This is a genomic window from Micromonospora sp. NPDC049801 (genome assembly GCF_040656575.1).
In the GTDB taxonomy this organism is placed as follows: Bacteria; Actinomycetota; Actinomycetes; order Mycobacteriales; family Micromonosporaceae; genus Micromonospora.
Genome location: NZ_JBFAMS010000003.1, coordinates 287,491 through 303,341, shown reverse-complemented (window position 1 = coordinate 303,341; position 15,851 = coordinate 287,491). Strand labels below are relative to the sequence as shown.

15 protein-coding genes are annotated in these 15,851 nt (G+C 73.0%); 10 read left to right on the top strand and 5 right to left on the bottom strand.

What is annotated here, in order from left to right:
• The first annotated feature begins 83 nt into the window (after positions 1-83).
• On the top strand, positions 84-2,927 hold the full coding sequence (locus AB0I89_RS07160) for an ATP-binding protein (RefSeq protein WP_357121560.1): 2,844 nt from the start codon (positions 84-86) through the stop codon (positions 2,925-2,927).
• 469 nt (positions 2,928-3,396) lie between these two features.
• Here AB0I89_RS07160 and AB0I89_RS07155 read toward each other — a convergent pair whose 3' ends face one another.
• Both AB0I89_RS07155 and AB0I89_RS07150 read right to left on the bottom strand, forming a co-directional pair.
• The gene (locus AB0I89_RS07155; protein ID WP_357121557.1) at positions 3,397-4,146 is read right to left on the bottom strand and encodes a hypothetical protein; all 750 of its coding nucleotides are present in this window, start codon (positions 4,144-4,146) and stop codon (positions 3,397-3,399) included.
• A complete protein-coding gene (locus tag AB0I89_RS07150) occupies positions 4,143-4,643 on the bottom strand; it encodes a SigE family RNA polymerase sigma factor (RefSeq protein ID WP_357121554.1) in 501 nt (166 codons plus the stop codon). The genes AB0I89_RS07155 and AB0I89_RS07150 overlap by 4 nt, the downstream gene beginning before the upstream one ends.
• A 140-nt stretch (positions 4,644-4,783) precedes the next feature.
• Here AB0I89_RS07150 and AB0I89_RS07145 point away from each other — a divergent pair, with 140 nt between their 5' ends.
• Positions 4,784-5,611 (top strand): DUF3152 domain-containing protein, encoded by an 828-nt coding sequence (locus AB0I89_RS07145; RefSeq protein ID WP_357121551.1) that lies wholly within the window; start codon positions 4,784-4,786, stop codon positions 5,609-5,611.
• A gap of 9 nt (positions 5,612-5,620) precedes the next feature.
• Here AB0I89_RS07145 and AB0I89_RS07140 read toward each other — a convergent pair whose 3' ends face one another.
• Positions 5,621-6,274: a hypothetical protein gene (locus tag AB0I89_RS07140; protein ID WP_357121548.1), complete on the bottom strand. Its 654-nt coding sequence runs from the start codon at positions 6,272-6,274 to the stop codon at positions 5,621-5,623.
• A gap of 256 nt (positions 6,275-6,530) precedes the next feature.
• Here AB0I89_RS07140 and AB0I89_RS07135 point away from each other — a divergent pair, with 256 nt between their 5' ends.
• Positions 6,531-7,124, top strand: a complete 594-nt coding sequence (locus AB0I89_RS07135) for a hypothetical protein (protein ID WP_357121545.1) — start codon at positions 6,531-6,533, stop codon at positions 7,122-7,124.
• Between the two features lie 48 nt (positions 7,125-7,172).
• On the opposite strand, the gene AB0I89_RS07130 is transcribed toward AB0I89_RS07135, so the two are convergent.
• The gene (locus AB0I89_RS07130; protein ID WP_357121542.1) at positions 7,173-8,168 is read right to left on the bottom strand and encodes a GlxA family transcriptional regulator; all 996 of its coding nucleotides are present in this window, start codon (positions 8,166-8,168) and stop codon (positions 7,173-7,175) included.
• A gap of 256 nt (positions 8,169-8,424) precedes the next feature.
• On the opposite strand from AB0I89_RS07130, the gene AB0I89_RS07125 reads away from it, so the two are divergent.
• The gene (locus AB0I89_RS07125) at positions 8,425-9,063 is read left to right on the top strand and encodes an HD domain-containing protein (protein WP_357121539.1); all 639 of its coding nucleotides are present in this window, start codon (positions 8,425-8,427) and stop codon (positions 9,061-9,063) included.
• 12 nt (positions 9,064-9,075) lie between these two features.
• On the top strand, positions 9,076-9,993 hold the full coding sequence (locus tag AB0I89_RS07120; RefSeq protein WP_357121535.1) for an NADP-dependent oxidoreductase: 918 nt from the start codon (positions 9,076-9,078) through the stop codon (positions 9,991-9,993).
• A gap of 65 nt (positions 9,994-10,058) precedes the next feature.
• Here AB0I89_RS07120 and AB0I89_RS07115 read toward each other — a convergent pair whose 3' ends face one another.
• A complete protein-coding gene (locus AB0I89_RS07115; protein WP_357121533.1) occupies positions 10,059-10,391 on the bottom strand; it encodes an L-rhamnose mutarotase in 333 nt (110 codons plus the stop codon).
• A gap of 159 nt (positions 10,392-10,550) precedes the next feature.
• On the opposite strand from AB0I89_RS07115, the gene AB0I89_RS07110 reads away from it, so the two are divergent.
• From AB0I89_RS07110 to AB0I89_RS07090, 5 genes are all read left to right on the top strand, one after another.
• On the top strand, positions 10,551-11,231 hold the full coding sequence (locus AB0I89_RS07110) for a response regulator transcription factor (RefSeq protein ID WP_357121530.1): 681 nt from the start codon (positions 10,551-10,553) through the stop codon (positions 11,229-11,231).
• A gap of 13 nt (positions 11,232-11,244) precedes the next feature.
• Positions 11,245-12,663: a HAMP domain-containing sensor histidine kinase gene (locus AB0I89_RS07105; RefSeq protein WP_357121527.1), complete on the top strand. Its 1,419-nt coding sequence runs from the start codon at positions 11,245-11,247 to the stop codon at positions 12,661-12,663.
• Positions 12,650-13,564 carry a Gmad2 immunoglobulin-like domain-containing protein gene (locus AB0I89_RS07100; protein WP_357121524.1) on the top strand — a complete coding sequence of 305 codons (915 nt, stop codon included), beginning with the start codon at positions 12,650-12,652 and terminating at the stop codon, positions 13,562-13,564. The genes AB0I89_RS07105 and AB0I89_RS07100 overlap by 14 nt, the downstream gene beginning before the upstream one ends.
• Before the next feature lie 105 nt (positions 13,565-13,669).
• A complete protein-coding gene (locus tag AB0I89_RS07095; protein ID WP_357121521.1) occupies positions 13,670-14,305 on the top strand; it encodes a TetR/AcrR family transcriptional regulator in 636 nt (211 codons plus the stop codon).
• Positions 14,306-14,338: 33 nt separating this feature from the next.
• Positions 14,339-15,832 (top strand): DHA2 family efflux MFS transporter permease subunit, encoded by a 1,494-nt coding sequence (locus tag AB0I89_RS07090; protein WP_357121518.1) that lies wholly within the window; start codon positions 14,339-14,341, stop codon positions 15,830-15,832.
• Positions 15,833-15,851 lie beyond the last annotated feature (19 nt).

Below are 15,851 nucleotides of genomic sequence, written 5' to 3'. Positions count from 1 at the left end.
GTAGAGGTGCCAGGATGGGTAGGTAACGCCAGCAGGGGTCGTCGGGCCCGGAACGGGGGGCTAGCGATGAGGCCGGGTCGAGCGTGACACGACCCCGCAGCGACCTGTTCGACGACGGCGGGGCCACCGGACAGCTGATGGCGGAGCTGGACTGGGCCGACACACCGCTCGGCGCGGTTTCCGACTGGCCGCAGAGCCTGCGCTCCGCCGTACGGATGGTGCTCTCCTCCCGCTACCCGATGCTGCTGCTCTGGGGCGACCGCCTCTCGCAGCTCTACAACGACGCGTACTCGGCGTTGATCGGCGACAAGCACCCCGGCGCGCTGGGCGACGACGTGCGGGTGACCCTGGCCGAGGGCTGGGACGTCCTCGCCCCCCTGATCGAGCAGGCCATGGCGACCGGGGTGGCCAGTTGGGTACCCGCCCTCCAGCTTCTGCTGGAGCGCGCCGGCTACCGCGAGGAGGCCTACTTCAGCGTCTCGCACGCCCCGGCCCGCGACGACGACGGCCGCACCGTGGGTGTGCTGACGGTGTGCAGCGAGGTCACCGAACAGGTCGTCGGCGAACGGCGACTGCGGCTGCTGCGCGACCTGTCCCTGCGCGGCGACGGGCGCACCGTCGACGTGGACGCGACCTGCGCGCGGCTGATCGACGCGATCGGCGGCCACCCACTGGACGTACCGTTCGCCGCGATCTACCTGCGCGACGGTGGAACCCTGCGGCGGATCGCCCACGCGGGCGGCGGCCCGCGCGACGCGACCATCACCGGATCGCTGCCGACCGTCGTCGACCTGGCCGACCCGGGCCCGACGGCCCGCGCCTGGGGGCTACCGGACGCGGCGGCGGGGCGGCCCACCGACGTGACCGGCCTCGACGAGCGGCTGTCGCTGCCCGCCGGTCCGTGGGGCGATCCGGCCCGCGCCGCGCTCGCGCTGCCGCTGCCGGCGGGTGCCGACGACCAGCCGCTCGGCGTCCTGCTGGTCGGCGTCAGCCCCAACCGCTCGCTGGACGAGGCGTACCGCTCGTTCTACCAACTGTTGACGCAGCAGGTCTCGACGGCGGTGCGCAACGCCCAGGAGTACGAGCGGGAGCGACGTCGGGCCGAGACGCTGGCCGAGCTGGACCGGGTGAAGACCACCTTCTTCACCAACGTCAGCCACGAGTTCCGTACCCCGTTGACCCTCATGCTCGGGCCGTTGGCCGACGCCCTCGCCGACACCGCCGCGCCCCTGACGCCACCGCAGCGGGAGCGGGTCGAGACCGCCTGGCGCAGCGCGACCCGCCTGTTGACACTGGTCAACAGCCTGCTCACCTTCTCCAGCCTGGAGGCCGGCCGGGCTTGCAGCGACGCCCACGAGGTAGACCTGCCGGCGCTCACCGCCGAACTGGCCAGCGTCTTCCGCGCCGCCGTCGAGCGGGCCGGGCTGACCCTGGACGTCGACTGCCCGCCGCTGCCCCACCCGGTCACCGTCGACCCGGTCAACTGGGAACGCGTCGTCACCAACCTGCTGTCCAACGCCCTGAAGTACACGTTCATCGGTGGCATCCGCGTCGCCGTGGACGCCGACCACGACGAGGTACGCCTGACCGTCGCCGACACCGGCATCGGGATCGCCGAGGCGGAGCTGCCGAAGCTCTTCGAACGCTTCCACCGGGTGCAGGGCGCGCGGTCGCGCAGCCACGAGGGCACCGGAATCGGCCTGGCCCTGGTCAACGAGCTGGCCCGGCTGGAGGGCGGCGAGGTGCGGGTGACCAGTCAGGTGGGCGTCGGCACCACCTTCACCGTGGCCCTGCCCTGGTCGGCGGCACGGCGCGCGGCGGCGACCGGTCCGTCCCCCGAAGGGCGGGGCGACGCGGCACGCGCCGCCGTCCAGGAGGCGACGGGCTGGCTGACCGACCCGGCCGGAGACGTCGCCGAGCCCGCCACGGCGCCCGGTCCGGCCGCCGACGAGCTGGCCGGCGCACGGATCCTGCTCGCCGACGACAACAGCGACATGCGCGCGTACCTGAGTCGGCTGCTCGCCGCGCAGGGCTGGCGGGTGCGGTCGGTCACCGACGGCCGGCAGGCCCTCGACGCGATCCACCGGGACCCACCGGACCTGGTGCTCACCGACGTGATGATGCCCGTGCTGGACGGCTTCGACCTGGTCCGCCGGTTGCGCGCGGACCCCGCGACCCGGTCGCTGCCGGTGCTCGTGCTCTCCGCGCGAGCGGGCGAGGAGGCCAGCGTGGCAGGTCTGAGCCTGGGCGCCGACGACTACCTGGTGAAGCCGTTCGCCGCCGCCGAGCTGATCGCCCGGATCCGGACCGCCATCCGCCGGTCGCGCAGCGGCGCGTCCGACCACGACAGCCCCGCACCGACAGCCGTCAGCACCCCGACATCGACGCAACCCGTCGGCACGGCCACGGAGACCAGGGCCCGGACCGGACCCCCCGGTGACCAGCCCGCACCGGTCGAGGCCGCACCGGCAGGGGGCGCGTCACCCGTGGACCGCGCCGGCGACCCGACCCGCGCGTCGGCGATCGCCAGGCCCGACGAGGACGGGCTCGGCGACCGGCTGGACGAGCAGTGGACGTACCCGTCGGTGCCCACCTCCGCGGCGGCCATGCGACGGGACGTCCGGCTGGCGTTGGACGACCTCGACGTCGACGGGGAGGTGGCGGAAGATCTGCTGCTCGCAGCCTCCGAGGCGATGAACAACGCCGTCGAGCACGCGCAGCGACCCAGCCGTCCCGAGGTGCGGGTCCGGCTCCAGGTGGGCGACACGCTGGTCCGGATCTCGGTACGCGACTTCGGCACCTGGCGGGACCGTCGACCGGCCATGGACCGGGGGCGTGGCGCGCTACTGATGAACGCCTACGGCGACGTACGGCTGGTCTCCACCGGCGAGGGAACAACCGTGACCATCGAACGCCGGCTGACCTGAGCCACGGCGACCAGCTCGGCTGAGGACTAGCCAAAGGCCCTGAACTAGGCCAAAACAAGGTACCGATTCCCACCCCGCCCCCGCGCCCGCGCCCGCCCCTACGCCACCCCCACGCCCGCGTCGATCATGGACTTATGGTGGGCGTTATGCATTCGCTCACACCCTTCGTCCCCACCACGACTCCATGATCGACGGGGTGGGGGTGGGAGTTGTGGTGGTGTTCGGACTGGGGTCCGGGACTTGCCGGGTTTAGGGACACCGACCCGAGCCACATTCAGAGCGTGTTTGAGCAGCTGAGCCCTGGGTCCAGCCCGCACCGCGTCAGAAGCGGATGCGCCCAGTGCTGGGACGCTGGTTGCGACATGGCTGAGTTGGGCCATCGCCGTCGTCAAGGCGCACCGCACAGCTGCCGCCCGAAGACCGTGATCGAGCAGGAGCTACCCACCACGGGCCAGCGCTGTCCCAGGGATCAGAGTCGGTGGCCCGCGCCGTCGCGGGCGACGATGCCGTCCAACCGCTCCCCCGGCGCGAGGGTGGCCGGATCGAACCAGAAGATCACGACCTGCTTGTCGAGACTCCATCGCGCCAGCGTGGCGTCGACCTGCCGACCGTCGACCGTGCCGATGATCCGCGCCGCCGGACCGACGAAGTAGCCGAAGGTGGGCACCGCCGGGGTCGACGCGCTCTCGTCGTACCCGATCTGGTGGAACCCCAGGCTGCGGTCAGCGCCCTCGACGTCGTTGACCAGGATGTCCGTGCGCACCGTGCCGTCCGGCGCGCGGCGACCGGCGGCCAGGCCGATGGTCACCTTGGGCACCCCGGGGATCGTCACCCCGACGATGTAGTACACCCGGAGATCGACGCCGTGCCGTATACCGGTGTCGATCACCTGACCCAGGGGCTTGGGATTCGGCACGCCACGAGCCTGCGTGGGCGGTGGCGTCGGCCCGTCCGACGTCGGCGCGACACCGACCGAGGGCGAGGCGACGGCGGCCGGAGACGCGGGCCCGGCCGGCGCGGGATCGCGCGACCCGGTCGGGTCGACCGTCACCGCGGTCACGGCGACCAGCCCGGCCGCGAGCGTCGCCGCAGCCGCCCCGGTGACCCGCCGACGGGTCCGCAACCGTCGCCCGTCACGCATCACCCGGGCCAGGTCGATCACGGCGTCGGGGCGTTCGGTCGCCCGCATGGCGTCCCGGAGCCGATCCAGCTCGCTCATCGGCGCGCCCCCTCGTCGGTGGTGCGCGGTGCGGCGGTGCGCAACTTCTCCAGGGCCCGTGAGCTGGTGCTCTTGACGGTGCCCACGGACACGGCGAGTTCTCGGGCCACCTGCGCCTCCGGCAGGTCGAAGTAGTACCGCAGCACGACGATGGCCCGTTCCCGAGGGCTCAGCACGCCGAGGATGGCGACCAACCAGCGCCGGGTCGCCACGTCGTCGGCCACGTCACCGCGTCGCTGCTCCGGCACCTCGTCGGTCGGGTACTCCCGCATCGGCCGTCGCCACCGGTCCACCAGGTGATTGACCAACGTGCGACGCGCGTACCCGTAGGCGTCGTCGTCGTGGATCCGCGACCACGACGCGTACGTGCGGACCAGCGCGGTCTGTGCGGCGTCCTCGGCCTGGTGGTGATCGCCGGTCATCAGGAACGCGGCGTGCACCAGCCGCGCGGACGCCGCCCGCGCGAACTCGACGAACTCCGCGTCACCCCGCGCCACCGCGAACCCTCCCCCGTGCCACATCACCTCAGACGGGTGCGGCCGCCGGAAGGTTGAGATCCGGATCACTTCAACTTTTTGTCGCCATGACCCGTCTTCTCCTGTGTGCGCGCCTTCAGGCGACGCGCGAGGGGAGAGACATGTCGACGAAGGGTACCCGCCGGTGGCATCTGGCCTCGGCGGCGTCACTGCTGGCGGTGGCGCTGCTCACCGGATGCACAGGGCCAGCGGCCGGGCAGCCCGCCGGAGACCCCGGTACCGGACCGCGACCCGATGACCACGCGGCGGCGTCGCACCGGCCAACCGGCGTCGGCATCCTCGGCACCCGTAGCACGCCCAACCACCCGGTCAGCTATCCCGCCACCGGCGGGAACCGCTGGACGATGGCCGCCGCCGAGACGACGCGTGGCGGCGCGGAGAGCGGCACTCTGCTGCGCTACCGGGTCGCCGTGGAACGCGACATCCATGGTCTCGCGGCGGGTGACATCGCCACCGCGATCACCGCGACGTTGAACGACCCGCGCGGATGGACGGCGGGCGGGGACTGGCGGCTGCGGCGGGTGGGTGCCGGCGATCCGGCGGACTTCACCATCTACCTGGCGACCCCCGGCACCCGCGACACTCTCTGCCAGGACGTGCCGGACGGCTACACGTCCTGCCGCAGCGGCGACAAGGTGGTGCTGAACGTGGCGCGCTGGGTGTCGAGCGTGCCGGACTACGGCGCGAGCCTGACCACCTACCGGCAGTACATGGTCAACCACGAGGTGGGGCACCGGCTCCGGTTCGGCCACGAACGCTGCCCGGGATCGGGCCGGCCGGCGCCGGTGATGCAGCAGCAGACGTTGGGCCTGCACGGTTGCCGTGCCAACGCGTGGCCGTACCCGAACGGCACGACCCGCTACCACGGCCCGTCCGGGGCGTACGACGACGCGATCCCCCGGCGCGAGGGCGCGTACCCGAAGCACTGAAACCGCCGCTCAGGGTCGGCGGCGGCGCTCCTGCTCAAGTCGCTCGTCCAGCCGACCCAGCTCATAGATGGCGTTGAGGCTGGTCGGCAGGCGGCGGACGTTGTCCGGCCCGGGGTCGGGATCGGGAGGTGGCGTCGGGTCGGGAGTCGGTGCCGGAACGGCCGAGGGACCGGCACTGCCACGGCGGCGCAGCAGCAGCAGCGCCAGCCCGACCAGGACCGCCGCCACCAACAGATAGGACACGGGCGGCCAGCCATCGCGGACGGGGTCGGCGAGGGCCGGCGCGACGATCGGCGCCGGGGTGTCACCGCCCCGCACGGGCACGACCGGGTCGCGTCCGGCGGCGCCCGCCCGCTTGTCGGGGCGATCGGGCGGGACCGTCGCCCGCGCACCGGCCGACGACTCGACGGGCCCGGGGGTCGCGCCGGGCGTCGACGGGCCGGACGGCGCGGTCGCCGGTGGTCGGCTCGGCCCGGAGGTCGGGCCGCGGGTGGCGCTCGGCGTCGGGATCGGTGTGGGCGTACCGCCGCGGCCCAGCAGGTCGCCGACGATCCGGCCGACACCGCCGACCAGTTCGCCGAGCGGACCGGGTGTGGCGGAGACCGCCGGCGTGGGCGCGGGCGCGAGGGCGAGGGTCAACGCGAGGACGACGACGGCAGGCATCCATCCACCTCCGATGTGCCGATGCGAGGCACCGTATCGCAAGGTGGGATGCCGTGGGGTGCCACGCCACGCCACGCCGAGCCACGTCAGGACGCAACGCGACGCGGCTGACGTCGATCGCGGTCGGGGCGTCGGCTGTTACGCGGCGGTTACCCGACGGCGAGGTGCCCGTGTCGGGGCGGGACGACGGTGACGACTGAGGGTCACCGGCACAGCCGCCGCGACGTGACCCCGGGACACCGAATGGAGAACCACGATGAGGATCAGGAGCGCGTTGACCGCGACAGCGGTCGTCCTCGCCGGAGTGCTCGCCACGGCGGGCAGCAGCGCGGCCGGCACCAGCAGCGCGACGGGCACCGGCTCGGCGCGCGCCGCCACCGAGGCGGCGTACTGCGGGATCACCTGGGGCAGCGGGGAGAAGTCGGCCGGCGCGCTGAGCGACGCTCCCCTGGTCGACGTCCGGACGGGCCAGCACGACTGCTACGACCGGGTGGTGTTCGAGTTCGCCGGCCCGGTCGACGGGTACACGATCGGCTACGGCGAGACCTGGACCGAGGGCGAGGGGCTCGCGCTGTCGCCGTACACCGCCGGAGGCGCGCTGCTGCGGGTTTCGCTGCGGGCCCCGGCGTACGACGCCGACCACCTAGGCACGGTGCCGTACCCGGTCGGCACGCACGTCACGAACCTGCTGCGCTACCCGACGCTGCGCGACGTGGTGTTCGGCGGCAGCTTCGAGGGCTACACCACCTTCGCCGTCGGCGTACGGGCCCGGCTGCCGTTCCGCGCCGTCGTGCTGGCCGGTCCGGGCGCCCACAGCCGGATCGTGCTCGACGTCGCCCACCAGTGGTGACCGCCGCCGTACACCGGCCCGGCACGGTCGGACCCGGGCGGCCGTGCCTCAGGGCGGTGACGGACCTTCGTCCGGCTCGACGCGGCGGGTCGTACGGAACCGCCGTTGGTACGCGGCGGGGCTGATCGACAGCTTCCGGGCGAAGACCCGCCGCATGCTCTCGTAGCTGGGGAACCCGGCGAGCGTCGCGGCCTGCGTCGCGGTGTGGTTCTGGTCCAGCAGCGCCCGCGCCAGGTCGAATCGAATGTTCTCGACGTAGCGGGCCGGTGTCGTGGACAACTCGTCATGGAACAGCCGGGTGAGCTGCCGAGTGCTCACGTTGAGGTGTTTCGCGAGTTCGGTGAGCGAATGGTCGGCGCGGGGGTTCGCCGTCACCACGTCGGCGATCCTGCGCAGGGCCGGCGACCGGGGCGCGGGCCCCTGCAACGGCGCGGAGAACTGGGACTGACCGCCGGCACGCTGCATGTACACCACCAGAGCGCGGGCCACGTCGCGCGCCAGGTCGGGCCCGTGGTCCTCCTCGACGAGAGCGAGCGCCAGGTCGATGCCGGCGGTCACGCCCGCCGAGGTGTAGGTCGCGCCGTCGCGCACGTAGATCGCGTCGGGTTCGACGCGGCAGGTGGGACACCAGGCGGCCAGCTCGTGCGCGACCTGCCAGTGCGTGGTGGCGCGCTTACCGTCGAGGAGGCCGGCGGCGGCGAGGACGAACGCTCCGGTGCAGATCGACGCGACCCGTCCGGCCGCGACGGCCGGCCGGCGGGCCGCGTCCGCCAGGTCGACGGGGACGCGGGCGCGGGGATACCGGTCGGAGCCGGCCACCAGCAGCGTGTCGATGCCCGGCGTCGCGGCGGAGACCGCGCCGTCGACCGCCATCCGAACGCCGAGGCTCGACGTGACGTCCGCACCGGTCGGCGAGAGCAGAACGATCCGGTAGGCGGCGCCGAACCGGTTCGCCTCCTTGAACACCTCGGCCGGACCCGCGACGTCCAGCAGCGTCACCCCGTCGTACACGAAGATCGCGACGCGATGCGGGCCGCCGTTCACGGTCTCCGGCCCTGCGCCGTCGCGCCTTGCCGCACCCGGCGCGGTGGGTGTCGACGGTTACCGGGGTGGCGGACGGGCGGCGTGGACACGATGCATTGGTAGCACGCCGCCAGCGGAAACGAACGAGGTCTCGGCGACCAGCCGCTGTCCAGATATGAGGGGTTCCTGGCTCGACGAGGGCGGCGGGCCACGACGACCGGTGGGCACCATGGGGTCATCAGCACTCGGCTCACCTCGTCGGGAAGGTGAAAGGTAAATGGCAGAGGTCATCGCGGGATTCGAGATTCCGCGGTCAACGGCGGTCGCCGAGGCGACCCGGCACATTCAGGAGACGACCGGGCCGCTCATCTACCACCATTCACGTCGGGTCTTCCTCTTCGGCCTGATCCACGCCCGACGGCTGGGCGTCGAACCGGACCCGGAACTGCTCTACCTGGCGGCCATGTTCCACGACGCCGGGCTCGGGACGCCGTTCTCGGACCTCCAGCAGCGCTTCGAGGTCGACGGCGCCGACCATGCGCGCCGGTTCCTGTTGGACCGGGGGTTCCCCACGACCGCCGCCGAGACCGTCTGGACGGCGATCGCCCTGCACACCACGCCGGGTATTCCCGACCGGTTGGGTCCCGAGATCGCGACCACCTACCTCGGTGTGCTGACCGACGTTCTCGGCCTCGGCCTGGACGGGCTGGACACCGACCAGTTGGCGGAAATCCTCGCCGTCCATCCGCGCGGGGATTTCAAGAACGAATTCCTGCGCACCACGGTCGACGGGCTGAAGAATCGACCCGAAACCACGATCGGCACCGTCAACTCCGATTATCTCGAACACTTCGTTCCCGGCTTCCGGCGCGTGACGACGGTCGAGCGCATCGTCGGCGCACCCTGGCCGAGCTGAAAGGCAACGAGCATGAAAGCCATCACCGTACGCGACCGTGACGCCGGGGTGCAGGGACTCACCCTGACCGACATGCCGTACCCCCACGCCGCGGAGAACGACGTCATCGTGCGCGTCCACGCCGCCGGCTTCACACCCGGCGAGCTCGACTGGCCGACGACGTGGACCGACCGCGCGGGCCGTGACCGGACGCCCACCATCCCCGGGCACGAGCTCTCGGGTGTCGTGGCCGACCTCGGCTACGGCACCACCGGCCTCACCGTGGGTCAGCGGGTGTTCGGCCTGACCGACTGGGCCCGCGACGGATCCCTCGCCGAGTACACGGCGGTGGAGGCGCGGAACCTCGCCCCGCTGGCGGCCGACGTCGACCACCCGGTGGCTGCGACGCTACCGATCTCCGGACTGACCGCCTGGCAGGGGCTGTTCGACCACGCCCACCTCACGGCCGGCCAGACCGTCCTCGTGCACGGCGCCGCCGGAGGTGTCGGCTCGATCGCCGTCCAACTCGGGCGGGAGGTGGGCGCCCGCGTGATCGGCACCGGTCGCGCCGCCGACCGGACCGTCGTGCTCTCTCTCGGCGCGCAGGCGTTCGTCGACCTGGACGCCGACGACCTGCGACAGGTCGGCGAGGTGGACGTGGTGCTCGACGTCATCGGTGGCGACATCCTGCGACGGTCGACCGAGCTGGTCCGCCCCGGCGGCACCGTCGTGACCATCGCCGCGCCGCCCGAGGTCCAGCCCAGGGACGGGCGAGCCGTCTTCTTCGTCGTCGAACCGGACCGTGCCCGGCTGGTCGACCTCGCCGAACGCGTCCGCACCGGACGGCTCAGGCCCATCGTGGGCGCGGTACGGCCGCTCGACGAGACGGCCTCGGCGTTCGCCCGACGCCAGCGCACAGCGGGGAAGACAATCATCAAGATCGCGGACTGACCGGGATCCGGGCCGGCGCCCGCCGAGGTCGAGGCGGGAGCCGGCCGGCGCCGACCGTGAGACGGCTAGCCTGCGGAGCCCTGCGGGGCCTCGTCGGCCAGGTGCCAGACCTCGCGCATCGGGGCCCACCAGTCCCCCGAGCCGGGCTCGGCCAGCGACTCCTGGCACGGGTCGGTCAGCTTCCACCACTCCTGCGTCTGCGGGTCCGCGGCGATCAGCCGCAGGTCGGCCTCGTAGTCGTCGCCGACGTACTCGTAGTAACCGAAGAGCAGGTCGTCGTGGAGGAAGATCGTGTAGTTGCGGAAGTTCGCCGCGCGCAGCGTCTGCTCGACGCTCGGCCAGACGGCGGCGTGTAACCGCAGGTAGGTCTCCCGCTGCTCGGGGCGGAGTCGGATCACGCAGCCATGACGTTGCACGTCGTGCCCTTTCGTGTGAGGGGGATGCCCGGAGGCACCTGACCGTAGCGGTGACGACGCCGGGATGAGGACCCGACCGGCCGCCGATGACGACCGTTCCGCCAGGGTTACGCACAGTGGTCACGGGTCTACCCTCGACTGATGGAGGGCCGCGTACTGGTGGTCGAGGACGACGTCTCCATTCGGGAGGTCACCGCCCTCGGTCTGCGCCGCGCCGGCTTCCGGGTCGACACCGCCACCGACGGACGACAGGCGCTCGTGACCTGGCGAGCGCACCCGGTCGACCTGATCGTGCTCGACGTCATGCTGCCCGAACTGGACGGTCTGGAGGTGTGCCGGGAGATCCGGCGGACGAGCCAGGTGCCGATCCTCATGCTGACCGCGCGCACCGACACGCTCGACGTGGTGGTCGGTCTGGAGTGCGGCGCGGACGACTACCTGCGCAAGCCCTTCGACCTGCCGGAGCTGGTGGCCCGGGTCCGCTCGGTGCTGCGGCGGGTGAGCGCGCCGACGCCGTCGCGCACCATCGCCGTGGGCGACCTGGAGATCGACCCGGGCGCATTCGTGGTACGCCGCGACGGCCGGGAGGTGGAGCTGACCGCGACCGAGTTCCGGCTCCTGCTGGAGCTGGCCCGACGTCCCGGCCAGGTCTTCACCCGGGAACTGTTGCTGGACCTGGTCTGGAACCACCGCTTCCTGGGCGACTCACGGCTCGTCGACGTGGCGGTGCAGAGGCTGCGCGCGAAGGTCGAGGACGATCCGGCGCACCCGCGGCGCATCCGCACGGTACGCGGCGCGGGCTACAAACTGTCCGCCGGTTGACGGGAGGTCGGCGATGGCCGTACGCCCGGTGCCGCCCGGCCGGCTGCGGCGCCGACTGACGATCGCGTTCGTGCTGGTCGCCGGAGTGTCCGCCGGACTGCTCGCCGGCGGGACCGGGCTGCTGCTGCGGCAGTCCTGGTGGGACGCGTCGCTGCGTCAGGCCGCCGCCGACGCCCGTTACCAGCTCGTGCTCGCCGGACAGTTCCCGCCGTTGACCGAACAGCGCGACGCCGAGCTGCTCACCAGCTTCGAGGGCAGCGGTCGGCATGTGGTCCTCGTCGACGGCGTCATTCGTCCCTCCCATCCCGGGTACGCCCCTGCCCTGGGCACGCGCCTGCGGGCGTCGGTCGCGGACGGGCAGCTCGCGTACCAGCGGTCGACGTCGGCGCAGCGCCCCCGTCTGCTGGTGGTGGGTGGGCGTGTCCCCGGTTCGACCGCTGAGCTGTACGTGATCACCGTGGAGGACGACGTCGCGGCCGACCTGAACCAGGTGTACGCCGCGCTGCTGGCCGGCTGGATGGTCGTCGTCCTGGTCGCCGCCGCGGTGGGCAACCTCCTGGCCCGCCGCACCCTGGAGCCGGTGGGCCGGGCCAGCCGCGCCGCCCGGGCGCTCACCGAGGGGCTGCTCGCCACCCGTCTGCCGGTACGCGGTCGGGACGAGTTCAGCGCGTGGGCGGCGTCGTTCAACGAGATGGCCGAGGCGCTGGAGGCGAAGATCGCCGCCCTGTCCGCCGCGCAGGCCCGGGAGCGGCGGTTCACCGCCGACGTCGCGCACGAGCTGCGTACCCCGGTGACCGCCCTGGTGGCGGCGGCCTCGCTGCTGCGCGAGCAGCTGGACCGGCTGCCCGACGACGCCCGGCCGGCCGCGCGGCTGCTGGTCGGGGACGTGGTCCGGCTGCGCCGCCTGATCGAGGACCTGATGGAGATCTCGCGGCTGGACGCCGGGCGGGACCGCCCGAGCGTCGAGCCGGTGGACGCGCTGGCGCTGTTACGCGCGATCGTCGCGGCGCGCGGCTGGTCGGACCGGGTGCTGGTCACCGGCGATCCCGTGGCGCTGCGCACCGACCCTCGCCACCTGGAGCGGGTCCTGGCCAACCTGGTCGCCAACGCGGTCGAGCACGGCGGCGGTGAGATCTCCGCGAGCGTGCGCGCGGCGGGCCGAGGCGTCGTGTTCGAGGTGGCCGACCAGGGGCCCGGCATCCCGGTCGCGCACCTGCCGCTGGTGTTCGACCGGTTCCACAAGGTCGACGCCGCGCGCTCGGCCCCGGGCAGCGGCCTCGGTCTGGCGATCGCCCGGGAACACGCGGCGGTGCTGGGCGGGGTGCTGAGTGTGCGCAGCGAGCCGGGCGTCGGCACGCGGTTCCGCCTGGAACTGCCCGCGCGGGATCCCGACGGTGCCGCGCGGGAGGGGGTGCGGGATGAGCGGCCGTGACGGGTCCCGCGCGGCAGGATTGGCGCTGGTCGCCGCGCTCGTCCTGAGCGGGTGCGGCACCCCCCGCTCCGGCGTCCTGGGCACGGCGCCGCCGGGGCCGCCGCCCACCACTTCCCCACCGACCGTCGCGCCCGCCACGACCGCGCCGGCCGCTTCGGCGCCGCCGACGCCGCCGGCCACCGGCACCCCGCCGCGTCCGCCGACGCCGGCGGTCACCGGGACCCGCCGGCCGGACCCGGTGACGATCGAGCTGTGGTACGTCCGCTCCGGGCGGCTCGTGCCCACCCGGCGCACCCGACCGGCCACCGTCGCGACGTCCCGGCTCGCCCTGAGTGAGCTGTCCGCCGGGCCGACTCCGGCCGAGGCCGCCACGGGGATGGTGACCCTGCTGCCGGCCGGCGTCGAGGTCACCCGGATCGTCGACGGGGTGGCGACACTCGGCCCCGTCCCGTCCGCCGACGACCCGGCGGACCGTCGGCGGCTGCGCGAGGCGCAGGTGGTGTGGACGCTCACCCAGTTCCCCACCGTCCGGCGGGTCCGCTTTCCCGGGGGCGCACCGGTCGGTCGGGCCGACTATCCGGGCCTGCTCGCGCCGATCGTGGTCACCGGGCCGAGCGTCGGCGAGAGGGTCACCGCCCCGCTCACCGTCAGCGGCACGGCGGACGTGTTCGAGGCCACGGTGAGCGTCCGGGTGCTGGACGACGCCGGCCGCCAGGTGGCCGCCGCCTTCGGCACGGCGAGCTGCGGCAGTGGCTGCCGGGGCGACTACCGGGTGGTGGTGAACTGGCGTACGAACAGGGCGCAGCACGGCACGATCGAGGTGTACGAGGTGTCGGCCCGGGACGGCACCCGGATCAACACCGTGGCCGTGCCGGTGCTCCTCGCGCCGCCCGACAGCTGAGGTTGAAACGTCACCGTTTCGCTCGCCCGATGCGACGCACCTCATAAAAGCCTGCAGGAAGGGCTCCGAGCGAACTAGGGTCAGTACGACATCGTTTCACGGGGGGTGCAGGTGCTGGAGGGTCAGCAGGTGAGCGCGGGCGTCGGCGTGCCGGCCGCCCGGTCGGCCCGGTGCACGAGCACCGACCTGTTCAGCGTGGTGATCGACCTGCTGCGCGAGGTCGGCTACGACCGGATGACCATCGACGCCGTGGCCGCCCGCGCCCACGTGAGCAAGGCCACCATCTACCGACGGTGGGACGGCAAGGCCGAGCTGGTCGTCGCCGCCCTGAGCGACCGCCAGGTCGGCGTGCTCAACCCACCCGACACCGGCTCACTGCGGGGTGACCTGCTCGAGCTGCTCCGCGCCACCGCCGCCATCTGTGTCGCCGACTGCGACCTGATGCAGGCGCTGACCTTCGCCATGCGGACGAGTCCGGAGCTGGAGCGTCTGGTACGCCACCAGGTGCTGCCCGCCGGTCGGGTGGCCAGCACCGCCGTCCTCGTCCGCGCCGCCGCCCGTGGGGAGATCCCCCCGGAGGCCGGCGAACGGGACCTGTTCCACGATCTTGCGCCCGCGCTCCTCATGTCCCGACTGGTCGCGCACGGTCTACCCGCCGACGACGCGTTCCTCACCCAGGTCGTCGACCAGGTGCTGATCCCGGTCCTGACCTACCGGCACGACCGCCCGTCCCAGGCCTGATCCATCAACATCCGCACCACGGAAGGCTTCACCATGCCCGGAACCACCTCGACCGCCCCCGGCGCCCCCGGCGCCGGGACGTCGACAGGCGCCCCGCACCCGCGGCGCTGGATCGCCCTGGGGGTCATCGCGGTCTCGCAGCTGATGGTCGTCCTCGACGCCACCATCGTGAACATCGCGCTCCCCCAGGCCCAGGCCGACCTGGGCATCACCGACGCGAACCGGCAGTGGGTGATCACCGCCTACACGCTGGCCTTCGGCGGTCTGCTCCTGCTCGGTGGCCGGATCGCCGACTACTGGGGGCGTAAGCGCACCTTCCTGGTCGGCATGACCGGCTTCGCGCTGGCCTCCGCGCTGGGCGGCCTCGCCACCACCGGTGGGATGCTCTTCGCCGCCCGCGCGTTGCAGGGCGCGTTCGGCGCGCTGCTCGCGCCGGCCGCCCTGGCGCTGCTCACAGTGCTGTTCACCGAGGCCACCGAGCGCGCCAAGGCGTTCGCCGTGTACGGCGCGATCGCCGGTGGCGGCTCCGCGGTCGGGCTGCTGCTCGGCGGGGTGCTGACCGAGTACGCCGACTGGCGCTGGTGCCTGCTGGTCAACATCCCGGTCGCCGCCATCGCGATCGCCTTCGCCCTCCCGCTCGTGCCGGAGAGCCGGGCGCACGGCAACACCCGCTACGACGTGCCCGGCGCGGTCGTCGTCACCGCCGGTCTGGTCTCCCTCGTCTACGGCTTCACCAAGGCGGCCGAGGACGGTTGGGACGCGACCGCCACGCTCGGCTTCATCGCCGCCGGTGTGGTGCTGCTGGCCGCCTTCGTGGTGATCGAGCTGCGCACCAACCACCCGCTGCTGCCGCTGCGGATCATCCTGGACCGCAACCGGGGCGGGGCGTACCTCACCTCGACGCTGATCGGCGCGGGCCTGTTCGGGGCGTTCCTCTTCCTGACCTTCTACTTCCAGGTGGTCCTGCAGTACAAGCCCCTGGAGGCCGGCCTCGCGTCGCTGCCGGTCACCGCCGGTGTGCTGATCGCCGCGGGCGGCGCCAGCCAGCTCATGCCGCGACTGGGCGCCAAGCCGCTGATGGTCGCCGGTGCGGTGCTCGCCGCCGCGGGCATGCTGGTGCTGACCCAGATCGACGTCGACACGTCGTTCCTCACCCACCTGCTGCCCGCCCAGGTCGTCCTGGGTCTGGGACTCGGCTTCACCTTCGTCCCGCTGTCCAGCCTCGCGCTGGTCGGGGTGCCGGAGCACGACGCCGGCGCGGCCAGCGCGACGCTCAACGCCACCCAGCAGGTCGGTGGCTCACTCGGCACCGCGCTGCTGAACACCTTCTACACCAGCGCGGTCACCGCGTACCTGGTCGGCCGGGCGCCGAACCCGGCGACGCAGGTGGAGGCGCTGGTGCACGGGTACCGCGTCGCGTTCGCCTGGGGCGCGGTCCTGATCGTGCTCGCCGGGCTGGTCACGCTGGTCCTGGTGAAGGTGCGCAAGGAGGACATCCCGGCCGGCAACGCCGTGCACATGGGCTGAGCCCGAACGACGCCGCCCG